This window comes from Clostridium carboxidivorans P7 (genome assembly GCF_001038625.1).
Lineage (GTDB): Bacteria > Bacillota > Clostridia > Clostridiales > Clostridiaceae > Clostridium_AM > Clostridium_AM carboxidivorans.
The window spans coordinates 1133973-1158124 of record NZ_CP011803.1; the positions used below are offsets into that span (position 1 = coordinate 1133973).

Sequence of the window (24152 nt, forward strand, 5' to 3'; positions counted from 1 at the left end):
GCAAATCTATAATGTAAAGTTGGAGGTAATATTATGGAAATATTAAAGACAAGTGAATTGAAAAAATACTATGGTAAGGATGAAAGCTTGGTAAAAGCTTTAGATAATGTAAACTTAGATATAAATGAAGGCGAGTTTACAGCTATTGTTGGAACTTCAGGTTCAGGTAAGAGTACACTTTTGCATTTGTTAGGTGGGCTGGATAGACCAACAGATGGCAAGGTGTTTATTGATGGTAAGGATATTTATTCAATGAAGGATGATAAGCTTGCTGTATTTAGAAGAAGAAAAATAGGCTTTGTTTTTCAATCCTTTAACTTAATTCCAGTTTTAAATGTATGGGAAAATGTGGTGTTTCCAATAGGGTTAGATGGAAAAGAGGTGGATGAAGCTTATATAAAAGAATTAATGGATACTTTAGGTATTTATGATAAAAAGGATATGCTAACTAATGCGCTGTCAGGAGGACAACAGCAGAGAGTTGCAATAGCAAGAGCGTTATCAACCAAGCCTTCCATTATTTTAGCTGATGAGCCTACAGGAAATCTTGATTCTAAAACAGGACAGGAAGTAATAAATCTTATTAAGCTTTCTGTAAAAAAGTATCATCAAACTTTGGTTATGATAACTCATAATGATAAAGTAGCTCAAATGGCAGATAGAGTAATAAGAATAGAAGATGGAAAAATAGTGGGAGGTTTGACAAATGAATAGTTTATCAAATCTTTCAAGAAAGAATTTAAAAGTAAATAAGTTAAAAAATGTACTAGTTATTATAGCTATAATGCTGTCTACTTGCCTAATAACTACAATAGGTATTTTATCTTACAGCATTCAGCAAATGCAAATAAAACAAATTGTAGCTCAAACTGGTGATTTGCATGTAGAGTATGAGAATGTCAGTGAAGAGCAGGTTGAAATGCTAAAAAATAATAAGAAACTTACCTCGGTAAATGAATATATAGGATTAGGATTCAATAACCGGTATATACCTTATTCAATTGAAATGTGTTATGTAGATAAGTCTACAGGGGATACAACTGATTATTTCAGATTGAAGGAAGGTAAGTGGCCTGAAAAAGAAAATGATATAGCTATGCCTAAATGGATGCTGGAAAAAATGGGTATTAAACCTAAAATTGGAGAGAAGGTTAATCTTTCTTACAGCCAGGAAAAGAAGAAATATAGCTATGAAGGTAAAGGACAATTTGTTCTTTGCGGTATTTTAGAAGATAGTGAACTTATGAGAACACAACTATATAAGGCAATAGCTGTAGTTTCAAAGAATTATATTTTAAAAGATGTAAAACCTGAATATAGATTTACACAAGTAACTGCCAAGATAAAGGGGAGAAACATTTCAAATACTGCTTATGAAGTAGGTCATGATGTAGGACTTAGTGACAAAAATATAAGTGTAAATAAAATGTATATAAATGCATTAGGACTATCTAAGGATGTTCTTATACCTGCAGGTATTGCGGGAGTTGTAGTAGTGCTGGCAACGGTACTTGTTATATATAATATTTTTTATATTTCTATTAAAGAAAGAATAACTCAGTTTGGATTGTTATCCGCTTTAGGAGCAACTAAGAAACAGATCAGAAGACTTATATTTAGAGAAGGATTGATGTTAGCACTTATAGGAATTCCTGGAGGCATTATTTTAGGGCATCTTTTAAGCTTGTTTATAATACCTTTGATTCCTTTGAATGTAAAGTTAACATTAGAAACTTCACCATATATAGTTATACTATCTGCTTTGGTAAGTTTAGTTACAGTAGCAATGTCCCTTAGAAAACCAAGTAAAGTTGCAGCTAAAGTATCTCCTATTGAAGCAATACGGTATAGTGGAGTAGAATTAAATTCAAAGAAAAAAGAAAGAAAGTCCAAAGGAATAATTACATTAAGAAGGTTAGCTTATTTGAATCTTTGGAGAAGTAAAAAAAGAACTATTACTACTATAGTGTCGATGTCATTAACAGGCATACTATTTATAGTGTTTTTTTCAATGTTTTCTAGTTTAAAGAACAATCAAGATAATTATATAACTAGTGACTTTGAGCTAACTTCATCTAGATTAACCCTTCATGGAAGAGATGATGGGAGTGACCCTTTAAATAAAGATGTATTAAGTAAGGTAAAGGCAATAAAAGGAATTGAAAAAATAAATATACTTAAGCATGAACAACTTTTTACAGCAGATAAAAGGATCCTAAATAAAGTTAATAATGAAGTTAAAAGTGATGATATGAAAAATTTTTCTGATATAAATTGTGACTTTTTTGGTTTTGATGACTCTATGCTAGAGGAGTTAAAAAACAATCTTTTACAAGGTGAAATTTCTAAAGAAAATTTAAAAAATAAAGATGAAGTTGTCATGGTAAATTATAATAAAGATAATCACACTACTGGAAATCCTCTTAAAGTTGGAGATAAGGTCATATTAGAAGATAAAAATGAAAATAATTCAATAAAAAAAGAATTTACTATAGCAGCTATAGTTAGTTATAATACAAGATGGCTTGGATATACTGCTGCTGGACCACAATTTATAGTTCATGAAGCAGCTTATTCCAAGGTGCTTAAGGATGATAGAATAGGAAAGATATGTATTGACATTAATAATGGAAGTTACAGTAGTGTAAAAAAGAGCTTGGAGAGTATATCAAAGGGAAATGATAATGCCATATTTTTTGATAGAAAAGAGTATAAACAAAAACAGGACTTAGAGTATAAGGGGATGGGACTTGCTGCTGTTAGTTTAATATCCATCATAGGTTTAATAGGAATTTTAAATTCTATAAATACTATGTTTACAAGCATAATGGCAAGAAAAAAAGAATTTGGAATGATGGAAGCTGTAGGTCTTTCAAGCACTCAGCTTAGAAAGTTGCTGCAAATAGAAGGACTTTATTATTCAGGTATAAGCATAATAGTATCTGTTATTTTAGGAATTTCACTTTCTTATGTGCTTTATTTGAATATGGAATTTGCAAAAAGCAGCGGATATAAATTACCATTCGTACCTGTAATATTAGTTGTTATGGCATTTATATGTATTCAAGGTTTCATAACCTATATTGGAGAAAGATCACTTAGAAAAGAATCTGTAATAGATAGAGTTAGATATAACGAGTAATTACACGCCCATATGTTTTTAAAATATATGGGCTTATTTTGGTTCAAGAAATTAAAATTTGATACACTAGTATATTTATTAAAAGAATTCCTTAAAATAAATATACTATTATAAAAAATGGTGGTGCATCAAATGAGTAGAAGATTAAAAACATCTTTAATTGTTATAGGAGTATTGCTAATTATATTTTTACCTTTAATAGGTAGTTATAATTCCATTGTAGGATTAGAGCAGAAAGTTAGTGCAGCACAGGCTAATATTGATACTCAGCTGCAAAGAAGATCAGATTTGATACCAAATTTAGTTGAAACTGTGAAAGGTTACGCAGCTCAGGAAAAAACAATATTTACAGATGTGGCAAATGCACGAGCTAGGCTTGCTGGAGCACAGACAGTTACTGATAGAGCAAATGCAGATGCTGAGCTTTCATCAGCACTTTCAAGACTTTTGGTAATTGTTGAAAGATATCCAGATTTAAAATCCAATCAAAACTTTAAAGATTTATCTGTTGCCTTAGAGGGTACAGAAAATAGAATAGGAATTGCCAGGCAAGATTATAATACTGCTGTTAATAACTATAATACATCCATAAGAAGGTTTCCAAATTCAATAATTTCAGGTATGTTTGGTTTTTCTCAAAAAACATATTATAAGGCTAGTCAAGGAGCACAGGAAGTTCCAAAGGTGAATTTTACAAGGTAGTTTAGATTACAACCTAAGATTTATTGATTGATAGACTAGGTTGTAAAAAAGCTATTTTAAATAATCTAAAATGGAAAATTTAAATGAATAAAGTAAATAATAAGTTAAAGGTGATTTTATCATCTTTAGGTATAATAATTTCTGTGCTAATTTTGATTTTGCCTTGTTTTGTAAAAGGAGCTGTAAATATACCTGTACCAACTAAATTAAAATATGTAAATGATTATGTAGGTATTGTTGATGAGAATTCTAAAGATTATATTGTATCGCTTGGTAGTGAATTGGAAAGTAAGACTGGTTCACAAGCAGTAATTGTTGTAATTAGTTCACTTGAAGGAAAAGATATAGAATCTTATTCTAATGAACTTTTCAGAAATTGGGGAATTGGACAAAAAGGTAAGGATAATGGGCTTTTAATATTGTTATCAATAAATGATAAAAAGTGGAGGGTGGAAGTAGGAAGAGGACTGGAAGGTGTAATTACAGATATATATTCTTCTAGAGTAATGAATAGTGAAGCAGTTCCACTCTTTAAAGAAGGAAGATATGGAGAAGGTTTAAAAAGTGCATATTCAATCTTTGTAAGAGATATAGCCAAAGAATATAATGTTAGTTTACAAGGGAGTAATCAAATTGCACAAGAGCAAAAATCAGTTTCTATAAATCCAGAAATAATATACTATATTCTAGGCGCTTTTGTATTGGACATTTTACTTAACAAAGCAAGGATAACCAGGTTTTTATTTTATTTGATGTTTTGGAATTCCTTTTGGGGAGGTCCAAGAGGAGGCAGCGGAGGCTTTGGCGGAGGTAACCAAGGCGGATTTGGAGGAGGAAGCTCTAGTGGAGGTGGTTCTTCAGGAGGTTGGTAAAATTAATAACTTATGCTTATTTCAAGGTTTCTTATAAATGTATTTTAAAATAAGCATAAGTTAATTTTTATTATCCCAATATTAAAGTAAATAAAATTATGTATAATATAATAGGTTTGTAATAAAAGTGTGGTATAATAAATTCAAAAATTACTTGTAATGGAAATTCTTCATAAATTTCATAAGAAAAACAGACATTAAAAATTATAGAAAACTGATAAAGTTAAACTTTATCAAGATAAATCATTATGTCAAGTAACGTATAAACTATTTATTAAAAAGGAGTGAAAACATTGGAAAATGCAATATATATGCTTCAAAAAAAGTTGAGACAATCAAACATTGAATTCATATTTTCAGGAACATTTTCTCAAGGATTAATAGAAGAACTTGGACTAGCCCTAAAGCAGAGAATGCAGCTTCAACAGGCTAAAAAGAGTAAAATTAGTTCGGTTTTTTTTACTTTTATTGAACAAACACAAAATATTAAGCAGTATGAAGTGTCAAAGGAAAACACAGAAGAATTTTTAACTATAGCAGGCTCTGGTGTAATAGCTATCTCAAAAACTGAGTCTGGATACTGTATAAATTCAGGAAATATTGTCCTAAATGAGGACATTTCAGGTTTGAAAGAAAAGTTGGATAAAATAATAGCAATGGATGGTGCAGAACTTACTAATTATTTTAGAGAGGTATCGAGAAGAGAAATTGATATGAATAAAGGGACATGTGGTCTTGGCTTGATTCAAATTGCAAGGAAATCTACTGAAAAGATTGAATATAACTTTGAAAAGATAGATGATGTTTATTCTTATTACACATTGACTGTTAGGATATGAGGTGGAAAATGGATAATTTTGTTATTGAAAATACTAAAAGCACTCCCTACGTGGAGTTTGACCCAGAACACAATAAATTGATTTTTAAAGGTGAATCTTATCCAGAAAATGCTTATGGTTTTTATGAACCTATTTATAAGTTGATAGATGAATATTTTGTTGAATTTGAAAAAATGACTGCAGATATTCAACTTTCCTATATAAATACTAGCAGCATAAAATGTTTAATTATGTTATTTGACAAATTAAATACTAATTATAATAATGGAAAAGATATCATTATAAATTGGTATTATGATGAAGATAATGGATTTGATTATGACATGGGACAAGATTTTAAGATGGACATAGATATTCCTTTTAATTTTATTTCAATTAGTGATGAGGAATAAAAATGAAAGAAAAAGAAACACCTAAGGAATTTAGTGAGTCTTATATAAAAAATATTTTTAAAATACTTCTTGTATCCAGCATAATTATATCCTTTGCAGTAATTATCACAGCGTTTTTAGGATATGAAAATACAAAAAATTCTCTTATAAGTAAAGCTAAGTCTCAGGATATTGTTTTTATGGTAAAATCAATGGCAGCTAAAATAGATGGACGTATTAACAGAGCTGTTGAAACTTCTTACATTTTTTCAAGAGATCCTTTAAATGTAAAATGGATAAATGGAGAAGAAAAGGATCAGGAGCTTGGAAAATTAGTTTTAAGTAACCTAGAAAATATTGAAAATTCTTATGATTACAATTATGCGTTTATAGCAGGAGTGAATACCAAACATTATTATTTTAGACAGAATTCCAATAAAAGCAATAAAAATTTTATGGTTTTATCAGAAAGTAACCCTGATGATAGATGGTTTTATCAAATGCTTAAATCTAAGAAACCAATTACCTTTAATATAAATTATGATATTGCGTTGGATGAATCATTTCTTTTTGTAAATACAATTATGGGAACTGTAGAAAATCCTATTGGTATAACTGGGGTTGGTTTGAATCTTAACAGTATAACAAAGGAATTTAAAGAATTTAAGGTAGGTAAAAAAAGTAATCTTTGGATGGTGGATGAAAATGGTGTAATCAAACTTTCTGATAAAAGAGAAGATATAGGAAAAAAGGTTCAGGATTTTTTACCAAAGGATGTAATTGGAAAAATTAAGGATAAACATTTAAATGAAGTGGGTAAGGTTAAAGTAGAGCAATACTACGACTTTGATAATGAAATTAATGATTATGCTTATTGTAAATTAAATTCAACTGACTGGACTTTATTTTATAAAATTCCAAGAAAAGAAAGCATATCTTTAATTGATTCATTAAGAGTGAATACCATTATAACTGTAATTTTAGTTTTATTATTTTTTATGTTATTATATTATTTTATTTCTAAGAAAATTGCCAATCCATACAAACAAGTTATGTTACTAAATAGTGAACTTGATTACAAGGTTAATATTAGAACTAAAGAGTTAAGGGAGTCTAATGAAAAAATAAAGGACAGTATTGAATATGCTAAAAGATTGCAAGAATCTATTTTACCTTTAAATAATGAAATAAAAAAAGCATTTAAAGATAATTTTGTAATTTGGAAACCTAGAGATATAGTTGGAGGAGACTTTTTTTGGTTAAGACAAACTGATGATGTAACTATATTAGCAGTAGGAGATTGCACAGGACATGGTGTTCCAGGTGCACTTATGACTATGACAGTAAATGCAATACTTCATAATATAGTTAGTAATATAAATAAAGATGACCCTAGTATAATATTAAAAGAACTTCATACTAGACTTAAAGAAACTTTAAACAAAAGCTCTAATCCAGAAAGTGTCGATGATGGATTGGATATAGCAATTTTTTGCATAAATAAAAAATCTAATTTGCTGTACTGTAGTGCTAACTTAGAACTGTATATTAAAAATGGTGAAGAAGTGAGAATTTTTAAACCTCAAACTAAAGGGGTTGGATATAATTACATAAAATTGAAAGAAAATTTATGCAATGAAAATATATCAATTGAAGAAGGGGACATACTTATAGTTACTACCGATGGTTTTATTCATCAAAATGGAGGCCAAAAAAATTATCCTTTTGGAAAGAAACGTTTGTATAATATGATTCAAAAATGTGAAGCTAAAGATTTAGATTCAATGAAGGTTGAATTTGAAAACACTTTACAGCAGTATATGAATGGTGAGGAGCAAAGAGATGACATTACTGTTTTTGCATTTAAAATTAAGTGATTTTTAGAAGGATTTAATCAGCTGTATATTACTTGCTATCTTATGATAGTGTTAAGGATAGCCGCTATCAGATAAAATGATTATAGTATTGGAGGGAAAATGTAGTGTCCATTGATTATGATTTTTTTGAAGCCGAAAAGACACTAATTAAAGAAGCAAAAGAATTAATTAAAAGTGGAAAAAATGATGAGGAAGTTTTGCTTGAAAATTTTTCACAAGTTATTGAAAGATTCGACAAGATGATAAGGGATGCTGAAAAGATAATCAAAATTAGTGATGGTCAGCAGGAATATCTTCACAGAATTCAAAGTGATTTAAAAAAGGAAATTGAAGATAGGATAAGAGCAGAGGAAAAACTGAAATATTTCGCAGCTATAGATACACTTACAGGTTGCTACAACAGGGGCATGGGAATAGCTCTTTTAGATAATGAAATAAAAAATATAAAAAGAAACAAAGGCATTTTTTCTATTTGTTATATAGATGTGAATGGATTGAAATATGTAAATGATAATTTTGGCCATTTTGAAGGTGATGAACTCATTGTAACCATGTGCAAATCCATTAAGAAAGCTGTAAGAGAAAATGATATTTTATGTAGGTTAGGCGGAGATGAATTTTTAGTTCTTTTTTCAAACAGTGAAGTTGAAGATGTAGAAAAGATTGTAGAAAGAATTAAATTTAATATAAATGTAGAAAATGAAAAGAAGTTGAAATCTTATTATATTTCTTTCAGCTACGGAATATTTGAAGTGGATTATAATAGTAATTTAAGCATTGATGAAATTATACGAAAAGCAGATGCAAAAATGTATGAAAATAAACAAAAGTATAAAAAGTTAGGTTTAGTCTATAATAACTAAAAATTAATGCAGAGTATGCTATTATGCTGTGAAGGAAGATTAGAACTTCTTAATGAAGTGAGTTTTCCTTCACAGCATATATCAATTTGAAACACTTCCCATCCTTGTTTTATTTGCCGATTAGAATTTTATTCATTTGCTTAACAAATTTATCACTTTCATTAATCCAAGGACTATGTCCAGAATGCTCAAACCAAACAATTTCTTTATGTGGAGCATCTAAAACATTGTAATAGTCTTCAATTAATGAAAGTGGAGCATTAATGTCGCGCTTTCCTATAAAAAAATAAACTGGTATTTTTATTTTGGCATAATCTTTTCTTAAATCAATATTATAAAGTTGAGGGTAAACATGATTGAAGGTATTAATAAGTCCCCTCATAAAGTTAATCTTATCTATAAGATCATATTCTGGTGAAAAAATATCTCTCCATGTATTAAATCGGGAATTATATATTTCTGGGTCTTTTTCCATATAAGAGCTTAAGTAATTTAAATACTCTGCACTTTTCCAAGTAACATCTGTTCCATAATATGGTGGATAGCCATTTGATCTTAGTCTTGAAATCTTATTAGTATTATTTTTAATCTTAGCTATTTCAATGGCTTTCTTATAATCTAATTCTTCTGTTTTAGAAAAATCAACCATTTGCCCTGTTCCAATAAAACTGTAATACTTTTCTGGGTATTTTTCAGCCAAAAAGATACCAAGTGCACTTCCCCATGACTCACCAACTAAATAGATTTTGTCCTTTTCAAATGTTTTACATAAATATTTAGTTAGTGCATATCCGTCTTGAATATAATTATTTACATTTAAACTTTTGATATTTGCAGCATAATAGGATTTGCCAGAACCAGGCTGGTCCCAATTCACAACAACAAAATCTTTCTCAAGTTTTTGAAGATTATAGCGTACTGCGGCCATTTGAGTCCCACCTGGGCCTCCTGCCAAAAACAATAATACTGGATTATTTCTGTTTTCTCCTCTTATGCTAATCCACTCTTGTTTACCATTTAATTCTACTTTTCTTAATTCAGCAATGCTTTCTGGCACAGTCTTTCCGTTCTTATCCACAATTGAGGGAGTACTAGCTGAAAAATGACTAAATGTTATTAATATAAGCATAAATATAAATAAACTTCCTAAAATGATGGTACTTCTTTTTAATTTTAAGATTATGTTATTTAATGGAACTTTTTTTCTTATCTTTACTATCCACAATACTCCAATGATAAGTTCCGTTATAAAGTTTCCAATAATTGAAATAAGAAGTATTACAAAAATAATTATCTGTATCATAAAGGTCACTCCTATAAAAATATAAGTTGAACTAATTACATGGTAATTTTTGTTAATAATAAATTCGACCGCTGGTCAAAATTATACATTATTATAGCATTTAGTACTAAATATGAATTGAATTTTTCCTGAATTCTACAGGAGAAATATTTTTATATTTTTTAAAAAGTCTGCTGAAATAATTTGTATCATTGAAACCACAGCTTAAGGCTATTTCAGTTATGTTGAGGCTGCTTTCATGTAAAAGATCTATAGCCTTGTCTATTCTTAATTTATTTATATAGTCTATGGTAGATTTGCCAGTGATTTGTTTAAAAAGTCTGCAAAAGTGATAAGTGCTTACATTAGCCATAGATGCAAGCTCACTAATGGTTATTTTCTGGGTAAAATTATTTTCTATATATTTTAATATATCACTAAAGCGTCTTAAATTATTGATTTGAGAATTGAATTCTTCCTTAGTAAGAATTTTTTCTATGTAGCCTCTAATTAATAATACAATCAGTTCATATATATATGATTTTACAGCTAATTCAAAGCCAATTTCTTTATTAAAGTACTCTCCAATTATTTTATTAATACAATTCAATATATCATTGTCATTACGCACTAAAGTTTTAAATAAAATTAAGTTTTGTGATAAAGGAGCTATAAATTTAGTTTGGCAGTAATCTATTTGGTTGCTAAAAAGAAAAGGTAAACCAACTCTAATAACATAATAGGATAAATAATCATGCAAGCTTTCAATATAATGCAGCTCATTGCTATTTATAATTACTATATCTTGAGCTTTAACATTTATTTTTTTAGAATTACAGTTAAGTATGCCTTCACCTTCGGTAATATAAAAAAATTGAATATGTTCATGCCAGTGAATGTCAAAAGCAGGTCCAGTATTATGATGTTCTTTTTTAAATATATCCACAAAAAAGTTTTCATCAGGCATTTTTTTATAAAAATAATTTGAGTAATCCTTCATTAAAACACATCCTTATCAAAATAGTGCTAATATCAAGCAATATAATTCATGAAATATACTGTGTATATTGATATTATAAGATTACCAATTTAAATTGTAAATATCAATAATGTGCTCATTAGTATTATGAAGAAAGGATAAATTATGAAAGAAATAAATAAAGATGTATATAAAAATAAATGGCCTATTCTGTTTGTAGTTGTATTAATGACTTTTATGGCTTGTATAGATTCTAGCATTGTAAATGTGGCACTACCATTAATGTCAAAAAAGTTATCAGCTTCTATGGCGTCTATAGAATGGGTAATAGTAAGTTATGTAATGACTATTTGTTCAATAATTTTAATATTTGGAAGGTTAGGGGACATAAAGGGAAAAATAAAGGTATTTAGGTGGGGTATAGTTATTTTTACACTTGCATCCTTTATGTGTGGATTTTCAAATAATTTAGTAGAATTAGTGTTCTTTAGAATAATTCAAGGAATTGGTGCAGCAGCTTATATGGCTAATAATCAAGGAATCATTACTCAGGTATTTCCTAAAAATGAGAGAGGTAAAGCTTTAGGAATTTTGGGATCCTTTGCAGCAATGGGAACACTTATAGGTCCTCCTGCAGGAGGGTTTATAATATCCATAATGGAGTGGAATTATATATTTTTAATTAATGTACCTTTAGGTATTGCTGCATTTATATTAGGTTTAAAGGTGTTTCCTAAATCAGAAAGCAATAGTGAAAAAATTGATATGAAAGGAGCAGTTCTATTTTTTATAGTAGTTATATGTTTATTTACAGCTTTAACCTGGGGACAAAAAATAGGTTACAATAATCCTATAATTATTTTAGGCTTTCTACTATCCATTATAAGTTTTGTAATATTTATTAAATTGGAAGATAAAATAGATAATCCTCTTTTGCAGTTGGATATTTTTGAAAATAATGTATTTTCTATAAGTTTATTTTGTGCCTTTATTTCTTTTATATGTTTAAGTGCATCAGGCATTTTAATACCTTTTTATCTTCAGGATACCCTTAAATTAACTTCAAGAATGGCAGGAGTACTTATGATGGTGCAGCCTTTAATTATTGCAGTACTTTCTCCATTAAGCGGCAACTTGTCAGATAAAATTGGATCAGAATTTCTAACTTTTTTAGGATTAATATTTACAAGTATGGGATTTTTACTTATGTCATTTTTAAATGAAAAATCTTCAATAATGCTTATAATAGGTTTCGTAAGTGTAATAGCAGTAGGAAATGCACTATTTCAACCATCTAACAATTCTTTGATAATGTCTTCTGTTCCAAGAGATAAGTTAGGTATTGCAGGAAGTGTCAATTCACTTACAAGAAACTTAGGACAAATTTTTGGAGTTACATTAGCTACAAGTTTTTTATATGTTTGTATGAGCTATAAAATAGGTTATCATGTTGTAGATTATATTGCAGGAAGAGATGATGTATTTATATATGGTATGAGATGGGTATATGCTATTTTGGTTGTTATATGTGGAATGGGATGGATGCTTACTGCTTTTAGGTTACACAAAAGTAAAGTTAAAACAGATTTAAATACAGAAAATTATAAAAAGAAAGTCAGCCATTTATAACTATAAAGAAAACTACCGGCTAAAGCCGGTAGTCATTATAAAAAATTATTTTCCTATCATGATATTAAGAATTTCCACATCAGTGGATTTCATGCCTTGACGTCCCATACGACCGATGTTTTGAATTGTCTTTTCATAATCTTCTTCAACAATTCCTTCTCCAAATGGAAATACTAAATCATGTTTTGCCATTTCATAACCCATGATTCCAGCATCTACTGAGCTAGAGATTTTTGCTGCACAGGAAGCTTTAGCTCCATCACATACAATACCACCAACATTACCAACGGAATTGATTATAGTTTTACCAATTGTATCATAATCAGCACCATTTAAATAAGCAATACCACAAGCTGCAGCTGTTCCTGCTGATACAGCTCCACAGTAAGCAGATAAATTTCCTATATAACGTTTTTGGTGTAAGGATATAAGGTTAGTTAAAACAAGAGCTCTGTAAAGTTTATCTTCATCTGCTCCCATATCTTCAGCATAGACTAAAACTGGCATAGTACAAGTGATTCCTTGATTACCACTTCCTGAGTTGATAACTACTGGAAGAGCACAGCCATTCATTCTTGCATCAGAGCCTGCTGCTGCTGCTGCTCTTGCTTTAATACGAACATCATTACCACCAAATTTCATAAGTGTTTGTCCAACTTGAGCACCCCAATTATGAGTTAAGCCTTCTTGTGATATAGCAGAATTATATTTAATTTGTGTGCTTATGACGTCTTTTACATCATCCAAGTTTACTTCATTGGCAAACTGAAGTATGTCTTTGATATTAAGCTTTGACTTATCTCCGGATTGCTGAGTTACAATATCAGCTTGCTCGAATATTACCTTACCATTTTTTTCAATTTTAGCAATGTGGTTATGTTTTTTTCTAACTTCTACAGCTGCCACATCTTGTCCAGCTGTTAATTCAGCACGTATGAAAAGATTTTCTTCTCCTTCTTCTAATTCACAGCTGCAGATTCCTTTTTGATATAATTCTTTAGTCTTATCAATGTCTTCTTGTTGTACTTCGCTGATAACTTGAAGCTCTAAGTCTGCCTTTCCTGCTACGGCACCTAAGATAGCTGCTACTTCTACGCCTTTTTGTCCACCAGAATTAGGTACAATAACGCCCTTTACATTTTTAATAATATTTCCGCTGCAGCGAACAACCATTTTTTCTGGCATCTGTCCAAGAACTTCTCTTGCTTTTGCAGCTGTAAAGGCAATGGCAATAGGTTCTGTACATCCCATAGCTGGAATTAGTTCCCCTTTTAATATTTTAACGTAATTATCGTATTGAATTTTATTCATTAAAAAGACCTCCTAATATATAATACTTAATTATTTTCCTTGCTAATATGATTACAAGAATATTTAATATAGTAAAACAGTAGTAATCACTGTTTTGCATTATGTAATTTCATACTTTAGTATGCATCCTAATCATATCACAGGGAGATGCAATAATCAATATTATATGTCGTATTTGTAAAATGTATTTGATTACATTGGGTATATAATGAAAAAATTGAAATTTAATGTAAAAAAAGATGATATATATTATTTTGTGATATGACCACAAATAGTAATCTGTTTGCTGTTTATGAAACTAAGTTTTATATTGACTTACTTTCTTTTTAAATGTATAATAACTTGACAATAATATTGGAATAAGGAGGTCGTTTTATGAGTGAAAAATCTTGGGTACATTAAAAAATCAAATTTATAATGCTTTATTTTCTGATATTATTAATGGAGTATATCCTCCAGATACCATCTTAACAGAAAAATTTTTGATTGAAAAATACGGCGTTAGTCGTGCACCAATACGTGAAGCACTTACACAGCTTATTGGAACTCATATATTGGCCAGTATTCCAAGGCAAGGATATAAAATTATTCAGCCAAGTGCTCATAAATTATTGGAAATTACAAAATTTCGTTCTGCTCTAGAATGTTCTTTTTTAGAAAATTATTGCATGTATATAGATGAAGCCTCAATCAAAGAATTGAAAAATATTTGTATGGGTCACACCAACTGTCCAGATAACGATTTTATTGTTCGCTGGAACTATAATTGTCAATTTCATTTAAAATTGTTCTCTTTTTATGGCAACCATTATGCATATAAACTTTTGGAAGATGCCATGAATATTCAAACTATTTGTTTTGTACAGAGAAAGCATTACAGCAGAACCAGTTTGCATATGGTTTTAATTGATTATTTGGAAAGAGGGGAAATTGAAATGGCTGTGAACATTTTGAAGGCAGATATTGAGAATCTTATGATTCCAGATATTGTTCCTATTCCAATAAACAAGGATAAAAAAGAAGATATGTCATAAATATGTTTTTAGTTGAGAATTAAATAAAACAATATGAGTTAAGTAAAAATAAATTTAAAAAACCAAGAATTTTTGAAGGTTTATCATTAAAACATCAAAAATTCTTGGTTTTAATATTTTCTCTTTGATTATGACCTTTCAGATAAAATTAATAATGTTTCTGCATTTAACTTGAAGTTAAACGTTCATCCTTACAATAATGTAACTTTAGTTAATGAATATTGTAAGGTAAATAAATGGCTCATACTAAGGATGTTTTTTATAATTTATTTAAAGGTTAAAGTTAAAGAATATGTACAGTTCTAAACTTGAAACTTTAAATAAGTAGTCTTAAGAAAAATACTAGTTAATTTCTTAATATGTTAAAGCTATGGAGGAACATGAGCATGTGTTATGAAAGATCTAAAAAAAATATAAATTTCTTGAAAAATAAGCTAATAAAACGGATATTTGCAATTATATCAATGTTTATAATATGTTTTGGGAACAGTATTACAGCTTTTGCAGAAGCTAATTCAAATGATGACTTGTTAAGTAATAAAGATGATTTGAAAGCATTTATGGACACTACTTTTCAAAAAAAGATGGAAAAGCAGCACGTTCCAGGAGCAGTAATTACTGTTGTTAAAGACGGACAGGTTATTTTTAGCCAAGGATATGGATATGCTGATTTAACAAATAAAGTACCTATGACAGCAGATAAAACATTAATAAGAATAGCATCTGTATCAAAGCTTTTTACTTATACAGCAATGATGCAGCTTTATGAACAAGGCAAGGTGGATTTAAAAGCTGATGTAAATAAGTATTTAAAAGGTTACAGTTTAAAAAATGAATATTCAAATCCAGTAACAGTGGAACAGCTTCTTACACATACATCAGGAATAGATGATAACAGAATAGCAGATTTGTCAAAGGATAAAAAAGATTTGGTGTCCATGAATGATTTCTTAAAAAAACATTTGCCTAAGGTGGTAAGAAAGCCAGGAACTATTATAAACTACAGCAGCTATGATACAGCACTGGCAGGAGGAATTGTTGAACAGATTTCAGGAAAACCTCTTAATAGTTTTATTGAAAATAACATATTTAAACCATTAGAAATGAACAATTCCACATTAAATAGGGATATGAATCCAAAGGGATTAGAGTGTGGTTACAATTATGAAAATGGTAAAATTTCAAAGGCTAAAGAAGTGGAAGGATATTTCAATAATTATGCCATTGGAGGCATAATATCAACTTCTGAAGATATGGCTAAATTTATGATAGCACACTTAAATAATGGGGCATATGAAGATGAAAGAATATTAAAGGAAAGTACAGCCATTAATATGCACAGTCAGCATGCAGCCTTTGATAAAAGACTTCCAGGAATGGCTTATGGATTTAATGAAAAAATTATAAATGGATATAGAGCTATTGAACATCTTGGATATTCACCAGATAATATATACAGTGATATGACTTTGTTTCCAGAGGAGAATTTAGGTGTTTTTATATCCATAAATCAAGGAATGAATAATGTACCTGATGAAATAGTAGGGGAAATGGTTAAAAAATATTTTCCACAAAAAGAAGTAATAAAAGATAATAAAAATGTTTCTACAGGGAAAAGTGATTTAAAGAATTTTGTAGGTACTTATAGATTTAGCGAAAACCCTGTAAGTACTTTTCATAAAGGGGATGCCTTTCCAGAAGGTGAAGGATTAACTATAAGTCTAAAGAATGAAAAAACTTTGACACTTAAAGGTAAAGATGTTTTTGTAGGAAATGAATATACCACTAATATCACTGAAGTAGAACCATTAGTATTTAAAAGGGCTGACAATGGGGAGTATGTGATATTTAAGAAGAATGAAGCTGGAAAAGTTTATTATTTAGCCCAGCAGCAAGACAGCTGGCATGGTACTTATGAAAAGCTTAACTGGTATGAGCTGCCTAAGGTGCAAATAGGAGTAGCTTTATTTTCTTTAATAGTGTTCTTAATTGTAGTTATATACTCTATTGGAAGGATAATTTATATTACAATAAAGAAGAAAAATGGTGAACTAAATCCTTTGAAAAAAACTAATTTTTACATGGCTTTTGTAATAAGCTTATTAAATGTTTCTTTCTTTATTGCAGCATTATTTGTACTGGGAGAACCAACACGATATGGTATAAGTATGGACGCCAAATTGTTACTATGTGTGCCAATATTGAGTTTGATTTTAAACTTACTCTTTTTAGTTTTTATAGTAATGGATTGGATGAAGAAAAACAGTAAATTATATTTTAGACTATATTATTTGCTCGTAGCTTTTACAGGAATACTATATATGTGGTTTTTAAATTATTGGAATCTTTTTGGATTTAAGTATTAATAGAGGATTATACATTCTTGATAAATGGTTGGTTTTTATATACTATATATCTAGAAGTGCGAATTCAACTTAAAAGGTTGTACGGATTTTATTGTGTGTGTTTACAATAATATAATTACTCAACTTTCGCAGTTTGAAAATGCTTCCATTTTGCTTATTATATTAAGTTTAAATTTTGTATATGTGAAAGTTGAGATAATTAAAAATAACGAAATAAAAGGACACGCCTGCTTAAGCCGAAAGGAGACTTAATATAGTGAATATCATATTAAAAACCAGCAATTTAACTAAAAAATATAAGGACAAAGTAGTGGTAAATAAGCTAAATATGACTATAAATAAAGGTGACATATATGGATTTTTAGGACGAAATGGGGCAGGAAAGACTACTACTTTAAAGATGATAATGGGACAGGCTACTGCAAATAGCGGTTCTATAGAAATATTTGGAGAGACAATAAGCAGCAGTGATTATAAATACAAAAGCAGAATTGGCCTAATACTGGAAAATCCAACATTTTATCCTAAGCTTACAGCAAAGGAGAATTTAGAGGTTTATAGAAGATCCATGGGTGTTCAAGATAAAAAAAAGATAGATAAAGTTTTGGATTTAGTGGATTTAAGTGATGAAGTAAATAAGAATGTAGAAAAGTATTCATTGGGAATGAAACAGAGATTAGGAATGGCAAGAGCACTTCTTAACAATCCAGAATTTTTAATTATAGACGAGCCTACAAATAGTTTAGATCCAGTAGGCATAAGTCAAATTAGAGAAATTATATTAAAGCTTAATAAGGAACGAAATACTACTGTACTCATATGTAGTCATATTTTAAGTGAAATAGAACTGATGGCAACCAAAATAGGTATTATTCATAAGGGGAATTTAGTAGAAGAAGTTCTCTATAAGGAATTAGAAAAAACAAATAAATCTTACCTTCAAATTAAAGTAAATGATCAGAAAAAAGCTTCTATTATTTTAGAACAGAAATTTGGAATAAATGAATATAGGATTTATGAAGATAATATCATTCGAATTTTTGATAATTCATATGAACCTGAAAATATCAATAAACAAATGATAGAAAATGAGGTTTTAGTAAAGGAATTAAAAGTAAATAGTGAAGCTTTAGAAGATTATTTCTTTAGATTAACAGGAGGTGAAAAAAGTGTTTAATTTGGTGTACTCAGAAATATTGAAGCTTAAAAAGTCAAAAACAATTTTATTTATAATTTTAATCAGTATATTTTTTCCTGTGTTAGGTTGTGTTATTACACCTTTTAATACTGAAGGACAAATATGGTTAACCTATGCTGGAGGGGCAGAAGATTTGACATTTGGTTTTGTGGGTACAATAGCTTTTATACTTTTATCATCACATATTTTTATTAGAGAATATTCATATGATACTGTAAAATTAATGTATAGTTATCCTTTAAGTAAAATATCAATATTCGTAAGTAAATTATTGACCATATACATAATAATAGCATTAATATATATTTTGCATTTTACAATATTATTTGGTGGAGGATTGCTTGTAATACATAAACCACTAACGAAAATATTTTTCTTAAGTCATGCATCGGCTTACATAGTTTCTATGATATTGGAATTTTCAATAGTACCTCTTATAATTTTTCTCATTAACATATTAAAAAATACAGCAGCATCAGTTTTTATTGCTGTAGTTACTTCGGTCTCAAATTTTTTTATGTATCAAACTAATAGGTGTAACTATTGGCCATTAATGCTGCCATATATTCCAATAAGAAAACTTCAGGTTAGTAAATTTATAGATTTAATGCCAGCGATAAAGTTAGGCGTGATAACAGTAATTATTGGAATACTGTTGTGCATATTTCAATTATCAAAAGAAAAAGATATTTAATAGTATAAGCACTGAAATTGTATTTTTAATATGATTTCAGTGCTTTTTTCATCAATAGTTTTTTATAGTATCAAGGTAAGAATTTATGATATGAATTTTAAGTTGTTTATAAAAATCGTAAGAAAATCGTAAGAAATACTAAAGTACATTGTAAAAATTAATCTATATAATTATGTCTTGTAAGTAAAAGTTAGTTAGGAGTGGACATATGAATAATCAGATAATACGTAATAAAAGAAGTACAGGTAAAAGAAAAAAGTTTTTGACAGGTATTAAAAAATTCTTAAAAGGTATGGCAGTAGTAATAGCAGTAATACTGATAATGGGATTTGCATATGAAAAATTTGGTCAGTATTCTGATAGTAAGAAATATAAACCTGTAGGTAAAATAATTAATGTAGATGGACATAATATGCATATTTTTGCAAAAGGAAAGGGAGATGCTACAGTGGTATTTTCATCTGGTTGGGGAACTCCATCTCCATATGCGGATTTTTACCCATTGTATAATGAAATATCCAAGCATACAAGAGTAGCTGTTTATGATAGACCAGGATATGGATGGAGTGATGTATCAAAAACCCCTAGAGATATTGATACAATAACAAAAGAGATGCATGAATTGCTTGTTAAATCTGGGGAAAAAGCTCCATATATACTTGTTGGACATTCTTTGGGTTCACTTGAAGTGGTAAGATTTGCTCAGATGTATAAGGATGAAGTAAAAGGAATTGTTATGATAGAGGGAGGGAATCCAGAGTATTATTCAAATGAGAAACAAGAGGATGTAAATGATGTATTGATTTCATCACTTAGCAAATCTGGAGCTTTCAGAGTACTATTTAACATACCAAGTTTAGCTTCTTCTATAAATGCACCAAGAAATAATCTTGCATTAGTACCAAAGGATTTAAAAGAACTTGATAAAGCAATGTACTTGAAAAACATGACTAATAAAAATAAAAATGATGAGTTAAAGAATGCAAAAAATAATGCCACTGAAGTAGTATCAAATGGTAAATTAGGAAGTATACCTCTTAGAATATTAACTTCTGAAAGTGAAGCTAATGGAGAACTTAAGTGGAAACAGAGTCAGCAGGCTTTTAAAAATTGGTCCACAGACAGTAAACAGATAATAGTTCCTGGTGCAGGTCACTTCATACATCAATATAAACCTGAACTCATAAATGAACAGATATTAGGAATTTTAAATAAATAGCGGAGTAGAAAGAAAGGGCAATTAGTTTTATGAGAAAAAGAATGGGTATGAAAAAAATATACAGTGTATTATTGATGATGTTGATTTTGTTGAATTTCAATTATACTTCTCTTGTATATGCAAAAACAACTGATTTGAGTACAGATAAAAAAATAACTGATTATATTGATGGAAAAGTTAATGAATTAATCAAAGATAAGAAATCCAAGGGAGCTATTGTGTCGGTAGTTAAGGATAACAATGTACTTTTAAGTAAAGGTTATGGTTATGCTGATGAAAAAAATAATATTAAGGCTGATGGTGAAAATACGGCATTTAGGATTGGTTCAGTGTCAAAGACTTTTGTAGCATTTGCAGCAATGCAAATGGTTGAACAGGGGAAACTTGATATGAATGCACCTATAAGCAAATATCTTGGAGAAGATTCTCCAAAATTAAAGTATCCTGTTACTATGCATGACTTGCTTACACATACTGCTGGATTTGAAGAAAAAAGTTCAGGACTAGCTATATGTCAGAATGCTAAAGAAGAGACACTAGGATCTGTACTAAAAAAGTATCTTCCAGCACAGGTTTTTAAACCAGGAGAAGTTGAAGCTTATTCGAACTATGGGGGTGCACTTGCAGGTTATGTAATTGAAAAAATATGTGGAAAACCTTTCAGTAAGTATGCAGAGGAAAATATATTAAAGCCGTTAAAAATGGACAGTTCTACCTTTGACCTCCATAAATCATCTGCATCATTAGTTTCAAAAGGGTACAAATTAGATGGCAGAGAAGGAATAGAGTCATTAATTAATATATATCCCGCAGGTTCCATGACATCAACAGCAAGTGATATGGCTAAGTATATGAATTTCTTGATGATGGATGAGGATTCATCCGTTCTTGGAAATAAGGCAAAAGAAATTATGTTTAGTCAGCAGTTTAAAATGGATAAGAAATTTTCATCTAGTATAGGTTATGCATGGGGAAGAAATGAGAGGAATGGACATTTTATATATTTGCATGAAGGTGGAACAGATAATTTTTCTACAATTGTTTTTATTATTCCTGATCAAAAGCTTGGAGTTTTTATATCAGCTAATACACAGTGTGGTGAGTTTAGTGAAATTATAAATACTGTGCTTAACAACCGATGTGGAGCGGAGCAGAAGAAAGAACCTTATAGTGGAAAAAATCAAATTGATATTAGTGGAAATTACATTTCTGTACGAAGCAGTTTTAAAAGTGACGAAAAGTTCTATAATCTTTTGAATACAGAATCAGGGTTATTACATATATCAGGTAATGTTAATAAAGGTTTTATCTTGAATGGCAAGAAGTTTACTTCTATTGGAAGAGATATGTATTGTCATCCTGATCTTGGAAATATAAAACAAATTGAAAAAAACGGGAGAATCTATATTACAAATGATGATGGACAATCATTTATAAGAGTACCATGGTATGAGGGCTTTACATGGCAGATTTCAGTTTTGGGATGTTTTGTTATTTTAACAATTGTTGTATCATTCATTTCTGCTGTTTCTTTAATAAGAGGTATTGTAAAGGGGAAAAAATCAGTAAAATATTCTTTGCTTGCAGAAATTCCAGCATTGTTTGTATTTGCAGCAGCAGCTTATACGTTTATTCACTTGTCTCTTTTCTTTGATAACGTTGTGTATTCAATGGCAGAAGAAATATTTGCTTTCACAAGAAAGGCATCTGAATTGATTAGTATATTGGGATTTTTGGGCGTATTATCTACAATACATTTCTGGTTAAGAAAGAGAAATGTATTTATCCGCTTGTTTTATGCAGCTTGGAGTATATCGTATATTTTGTTTTTAGTTTGGTTGATTCAATCGAACCTTTTATTCTAACTTTTTCAAAAGATAAAAAGTTATTTTATGATAAAATAAGTGGTGCAAGGTTAATAATAACAGAATAAATTAATCTAATGATTATAAACTATTATATGTTAAAATAGTCATTAAGAGGTGAGTTATTGTGAATGCTGTAAGTAACATAAAAATATTGGTAGTTGAAGATGATAAAGAGATTAGTACTTTAATTAGTAAGGTGCTTGAAAAAGAAGGATATGAAATGGTACAAGCATTTGATGGTAGAAATGCTATGGATAAATTTAATTTTGACGGAGAATTTCAGCTAATAGTGCTTGATTTAATGGTACCTTTCGTAGATGGCTTTGAAATAATAAGAAGAGTTAGACAAAAAAGTACTGTACCTATACTTGTAATATCAGCAAAAAATACAGAAATGGACAAGATATCAGCTATAAGCATGGGTGCAGATGATTATATTGTAAAACCATTTTCATTAAACGAGTTTGTAGTTAGAATAAAGGCTCTTATACGAAGATATATATACTTTAATAGTGAGCAGGAGATGCATGAATCTGCTATAAATTATAAAGATTTAGTAGTTGATATAGAAGCTCATACTATATTAAAAGGAAATCAATTAATAAAAGTTACTCCTATAGAATTTGAAATATTAAAGTTATTCCTTTTAAACCCCAATAAAGTTTTTACTAAATCTCAGATATATGACAGTATTTGGGGACAAGATGCTTTAAGAAATGATAATACAGTTATGGTTCATATAAAAAGACTTAGAGATAAGATTGAGCATGATGCGGACAGCCCCGAATATATATCAACAGTATGGGGAGTTGGATACAAATTAGGAGAGTAAATATTATGTATAAAATATTTATGATTTTGAGCATAGCAATAATTATAATTTTGTTTTTTATAATAATTTCCACCAGAAAAAAACTAAAACATATCAAAGTAGTTTTGGATGATGTACTTTCAGGTAATGTAAATAGAAGAATTACCTTAAATAACAGTGAAAAATCTATAGCGGATTTAGTTAATAGCATAAATAATATTGTAGATAATATGTGTGAAATTGAAAATGAAAAGAATAAGAAAGCTAGTGCCATGTCTAGAATGATTTCAAATATATCTCATGATTTTAAGACTCCTCTTACATCTTTAATTGGTTATATTGAACTCATAAAACAAAGCAATGATCTGAGTGTAGAAGAGCTGCGTGAATATCTAGACATCATTCATAGTAAAGCATATTATTTAAATACAACTTTAGAAAATTTCTTTTATTTATCAAGATTGGAATCAAATGATGAAAAACTTAAGATAGAAGAAATAAGTCTGACGGATGTAATACAAGAGCAGATAGTATTTTTCTATAATGATTTTATAGATTTAGGAATAACTCCAGATATAAAAATACCTGAAGAAGATATGTATGTTTTGGCAGATAGGATTTCAGTAAATAGAATAATAAATAATCTACTATCCAATAGCTTGAAATATGGAAAAGACGGAGATAAAGTTGGCGTATTAGCTAGAGAAGATGATAATTATGTTTATGTAGAAGTATGGGATAATGGCAAAGGTATTAGTGATAAAGATTTAAAATTAGTATTTGAAAGATTATATACTGTGGAAGATTCAAGAAGTGCTATGATAAGTGGAACGGGTATTGGATTAAGTATAGTTAAGCAGTTAGTGAAAGCTAATAAGGGAACAATAACTGTTCATAGTGAGCCATTTAAAAAAACGTCATTTACATTTTCACTGCCTAAAAGTAAAAACTTTAATAATGATTTTTAGTGAAATGGAAGGTTGAAGAGAGATTTAATCCATCTGAGTCTAAGAATTACTTGATATCCTTACATTAATGTAACATTGATTTGCTCATATTGTAAGGTAAAGAAATGGCGTATATTATAAATGCTTT

At 29.2% G+C, this 24152-nt stretch carries 20 protein-coding genes; 17 read left to right on the top strand and 3 right to left on the bottom strand.

Going from position 1 to position 24152, the window contains the following annotated elements; translation table 11 throughout:
* The first annotated feature begins 33 nt into the window (after positions 1 to 33).
* From Ccar_RS04875 to Ccar_RS04910, 8 genes are all read left to right on the top strand, one after another.
* Positions 34 to 714, top strand: coding sequence for an ABC transporter ATP-binding protein (locus tag Ccar_RS04875; protein ID WP_007061373.1), 681 nt, complete (start codon positions 34 to 36; stop codon positions 712 to 714).
* Positions 707 to 3142, top strand: a complete 2436-nt coding sequence (locus tag Ccar_RS04880) for an ABC transporter permease (protein ID WP_048029940.1) — start codon at positions 707 to 709, stop codon at positions 3140 to 3142. The genes Ccar_RS04875 and Ccar_RS04880 overlap by 8 nt, the downstream gene beginning before the upstream one ends.
* Before the next feature lie 132 nt (positions 3143 to 3274).
* On the top strand, positions 3275 to 3844 hold the full coding sequence (locus Ccar_RS04885) for a LemA family protein (RefSeq protein WP_007061370.1): 570 nt from the start codon (positions 3275 to 3277) through the stop codon (positions 3842 to 3844).
* 83 nt (positions 3845 to 3927) lie between these two features.
* The gene (locus Ccar_RS04890) at positions 3928 to 4716 is read left to right on the top strand and encodes a TPM domain-containing protein (protein WP_007061369.1); all 789 of its coding nucleotides are present in this window, start codon (positions 3928 to 3930) and stop codon (positions 4714 to 4716) included.
* A gap of 284 nt (positions 4717 to 5000) precedes the next feature.
* Entirely contained in the window at positions 5001 to 5555 is a 555-nt protein-coding gene (locus Ccar_RS04895) for a SiaB family protein kinase (protein ID WP_242852190.1), read from the top strand.
* A gap of 8 nt (positions 5556 to 5563) precedes the next feature.
* Positions 5564 to 5947, top strand: coding sequence for a DUF1987 domain-containing protein (locus Ccar_RS04900; protein ID WP_007061367.1), 384 nt, complete (start codon positions 5564 to 5566; stop codon positions 5945 to 5947).
* A gap of 2 nt (positions 5948 to 5949) precedes the next feature.
* Positions 5950 to 7803 (top strand): SpoIIE family protein phosphatase, encoded by a 1854-nt coding sequence (locus tag Ccar_RS04905; RefSeq protein WP_007061366.1) that lies wholly within the window; start codon positions 5950 to 5952, stop codon positions 7801 to 7803.
* Between the two features lie 104 nt (positions 7804 to 7907).
* Positions 7908 to 8666 carry a GGDEF domain-containing protein gene (locus tag Ccar_RS04910; RefSeq protein ID WP_007061365.1) on the top strand — a complete coding sequence of 253 codons (759 nt, stop codon included), beginning with the start codon at positions 7908 to 7910 and terminating at the stop codon, positions 8664 to 8666.
* Positions 8667 to 8775: 109 nt separating this feature from the next.
* On the opposite strand, the gene Ccar_RS04915 is transcribed toward Ccar_RS04910, so the two are convergent.
* Together Ccar_RS04915 and Ccar_RS04920 are read right to left on the bottom strand one after the other, a co-directional pair.
* On the bottom strand, positions 8776 to 9969 hold the full coding sequence (locus tag Ccar_RS04915) for an alpha/beta fold hydrolase (RefSeq protein ID WP_007061364.1): 1194 nt from the start codon (positions 9967 to 9969) through the stop codon (positions 8776 to 8778).
* A gap of 106 nt (positions 9970 to 10075) precedes the next feature.
* The gene (locus Ccar_RS04920) at positions 10076 to 10948 is read right to left on the bottom strand and encodes an AraC family transcriptional regulator (protein WP_048029942.1); all 873 of its coding nucleotides are present in this window, start codon (positions 10946 to 10948) and stop codon (positions 10076 to 10078) included.
* Between the two features lie 144 nt (positions 10949 to 11092).
* On the opposite strand from Ccar_RS04920, the gene Ccar_RS04925 reads away from it, so the two are divergent.
* Complete coding sequence (locus Ccar_RS04925; RefSeq protein WP_048029944.1) at positions 11093 to 12556, top strand: MFS transporter; 1464 nt, start codon at positions 11093 to 11095, stop codon at positions 12554 to 12556.
* A 45-nt stretch (positions 12557 to 12601) separates the two neighbouring features.
* Here the strand turns inward: Ccar_RS04925 and Ccar_RS04930 are convergent, their stop codons facing one another.
* On the bottom strand, positions 12602 to 13867 hold the full coding sequence (locus Ccar_RS04930; protein WP_007064286.1) for an L-cysteine desulfidase family protein: 1266 nt from the start codon (positions 13865 to 13867) through the stop codon (positions 12602 to 12604).
* A 389-nt stretch (positions 13868 to 14256) separates the two neighbouring features.
* On the opposite strand from Ccar_RS04930, the gene Ccar_RS04935 reads away from it, so the two are divergent.
* The 8 genes from Ccar_RS04935 to Ccar_RS04970 all read left to right on the top strand — a co-directional run bounded on the left by Ccar_RS04935 (position 14257) and on the right by Ccar_RS04970 (position 24025).
* The gene (locus Ccar_RS04935) at positions 14257 to 14901 is read left to right on the top strand and encodes a GntR family transcriptional regulator (protein WP_007064285.1); all 645 of its coding nucleotides are present in this window, start codon (positions 14257 to 14259) and stop codon (positions 14899 to 14901) included.
* A 386-nt stretch (positions 14902 to 15287) separates the two neighbouring features.
* Positions 15288 to 17267, top strand: coding sequence for a serine hydrolase domain-containing protein (locus Ccar_RS04940; protein ID WP_007063000.1), 1980 nt, complete (start codon positions 15288 to 15290; stop codon positions 17265 to 17267).
* Between the two features lie 256 nt (positions 17268 to 17523).
* Entirely contained in the window at positions 17524 to 18444 is a 921-nt protein-coding gene (locus Ccar_RS04945) for an ABC transporter ATP-binding protein (RefSeq protein ID WP_007062999.1), read from the top strand.
* On the top strand, positions 18437 to 19159 hold the full coding sequence (locus tag Ccar_RS04950; RefSeq protein ID WP_007062998.1) for an ABC transporter permease: 723 nt from the start codon (positions 18437 to 18439) through the stop codon (positions 19157 to 19159). The genes Ccar_RS04945 and Ccar_RS04950 overlap by 8 nt, the downstream gene beginning before the upstream one ends.
* Positions 19160 to 19367: 208 nt before the next feature.
* Entirely contained in the window at positions 19368 to 20378 is a 1011-nt protein-coding gene (locus Ccar_RS04955; RefSeq protein WP_048029946.1) for an alpha/beta fold hydrolase, read from the top strand.
* Between the two features lie 29 nt (positions 20379 to 20407).
* Positions 20408 to 22243: a serine hydrolase domain-containing protein gene (locus tag Ccar_RS04960; protein WP_035775072.1), complete on the top strand. Its 1836-nt coding sequence runs from the start codon at positions 20408 to 20410 to the stop codon at positions 22241 to 22243.
* Positions 22244 to 22370: 127 nt separating this feature from the next.
* Complete coding sequence (locus Ccar_RS04965) at positions 22371 to 23078, top strand: response regulator transcription factor (protein WP_007062994.1); 708 nt, start codon at positions 22371 to 22373, stop codon at positions 23076 to 23078.
* Between the two features lie 5 nt (positions 23079 to 23083).
* Positions 23084 to 24025, top strand: coding sequence for a sensor histidine kinase (locus tag Ccar_RS04970; protein WP_007062993.1), 942 nt, complete (start codon positions 23084 to 23086; stop codon positions 24023 to 24025).
* Positions 24026 to 24152: the final 127 nt, after the last annotated feature.

Bases quoted from the DNA above. Each gene is read 5' to 3' on its own strand.
- Ccar_RS04890 (WP_007061369.1), top strand. From the start codon at position 3,928: ATGAATAAAGTAAATAATAAGTTAAAGGTGATTTTATCATCTTTAGGT.
- Ccar_RS04880 (WP_048029940.1), top strand. From the start codon at position 707: ATGAATAGTTTATCAAATCTTTCAAGAAAGAATTTAAAAGTAAATAAG.
- Ccar_RS04900 (WP_007061367.1), top strand. From the start codon at position 5,564: ATGGATAATTTTGTTATTGAAAATACTAAAAGCACTCCCTACGTGGAG.
- Ccar_RS04930 (WP_007064286.1), bottom strand. From the start codon at position 13,867: ATGAATAAAATTCAATACGATAATTACGTTAAAATATTAAAAGGGGAA.
- Ccar_RS04915 (WP_007061364.1), bottom strand. From the start codon at position 9,969: ATGATACAGATAATTATTTTTGTAATACTTCTTATTTCAATTATTGGA.
- Ccar_RS04970 (WP_007062993.1), top strand. From the start codon at position 23,084: ATGTATAAAATATTTATGATTTTGAGCATAGCAATAATTATAATTTTG.
- Ccar_RS04905 (WP_007061366.1), top strand. From the start codon at position 5,950: ATGAAAGAAAAAGAAACACCTAAGGAATTTAGTGAGTCTTATATAAAA.
- Ccar_RS04885 (WP_007061370.1), top strand. From the start codon at position 3,275: ATGAGTAGAAGATTAAAAACATCTTTAATTGTTATAGGAGTATTGCTA.
- Ccar_RS04960 (WP_035775072.1), top strand. From the start codon at position 20,408: ATGAGAAAAAGAATGGGTATGAAAAAAATATACAGTGTATTATTGATG.
- Ccar_RS04875 (WP_007061373.1), top strand. From the start codon at position 34: ATGGAAATATTAAAGACAAGTGAATTGAAAAAATACTATGGTAAGGAT.
- Ccar_RS04925 (WP_048029944.1), top strand. From the start codon at position 11,093: ATGAAAGAAATAAATAAAGATGTATATAAAAATAAATGGCCTATTCTG.
- Ccar_RS04955 (WP_048029946.1), top strand. From the start codon at position 19,368: ATGAATAATCAGATAATACGTAATAAAAGAAGTACAGGTAAAAGAAAA.
- Ccar_RS04920 (WP_048029942.1), bottom strand. From the start codon at position 10,948: ATGAAGGATTACTCAAATTATTTTTATAAAAAAATGCCTGATGAAAAC.
- Ccar_RS04940 (WP_007063000.1), top strand. From the start codon at position 15,288: ATGTGTTATGAAAGATCTAAAAAAAATATAAATTTCTTGAAAAATAAG.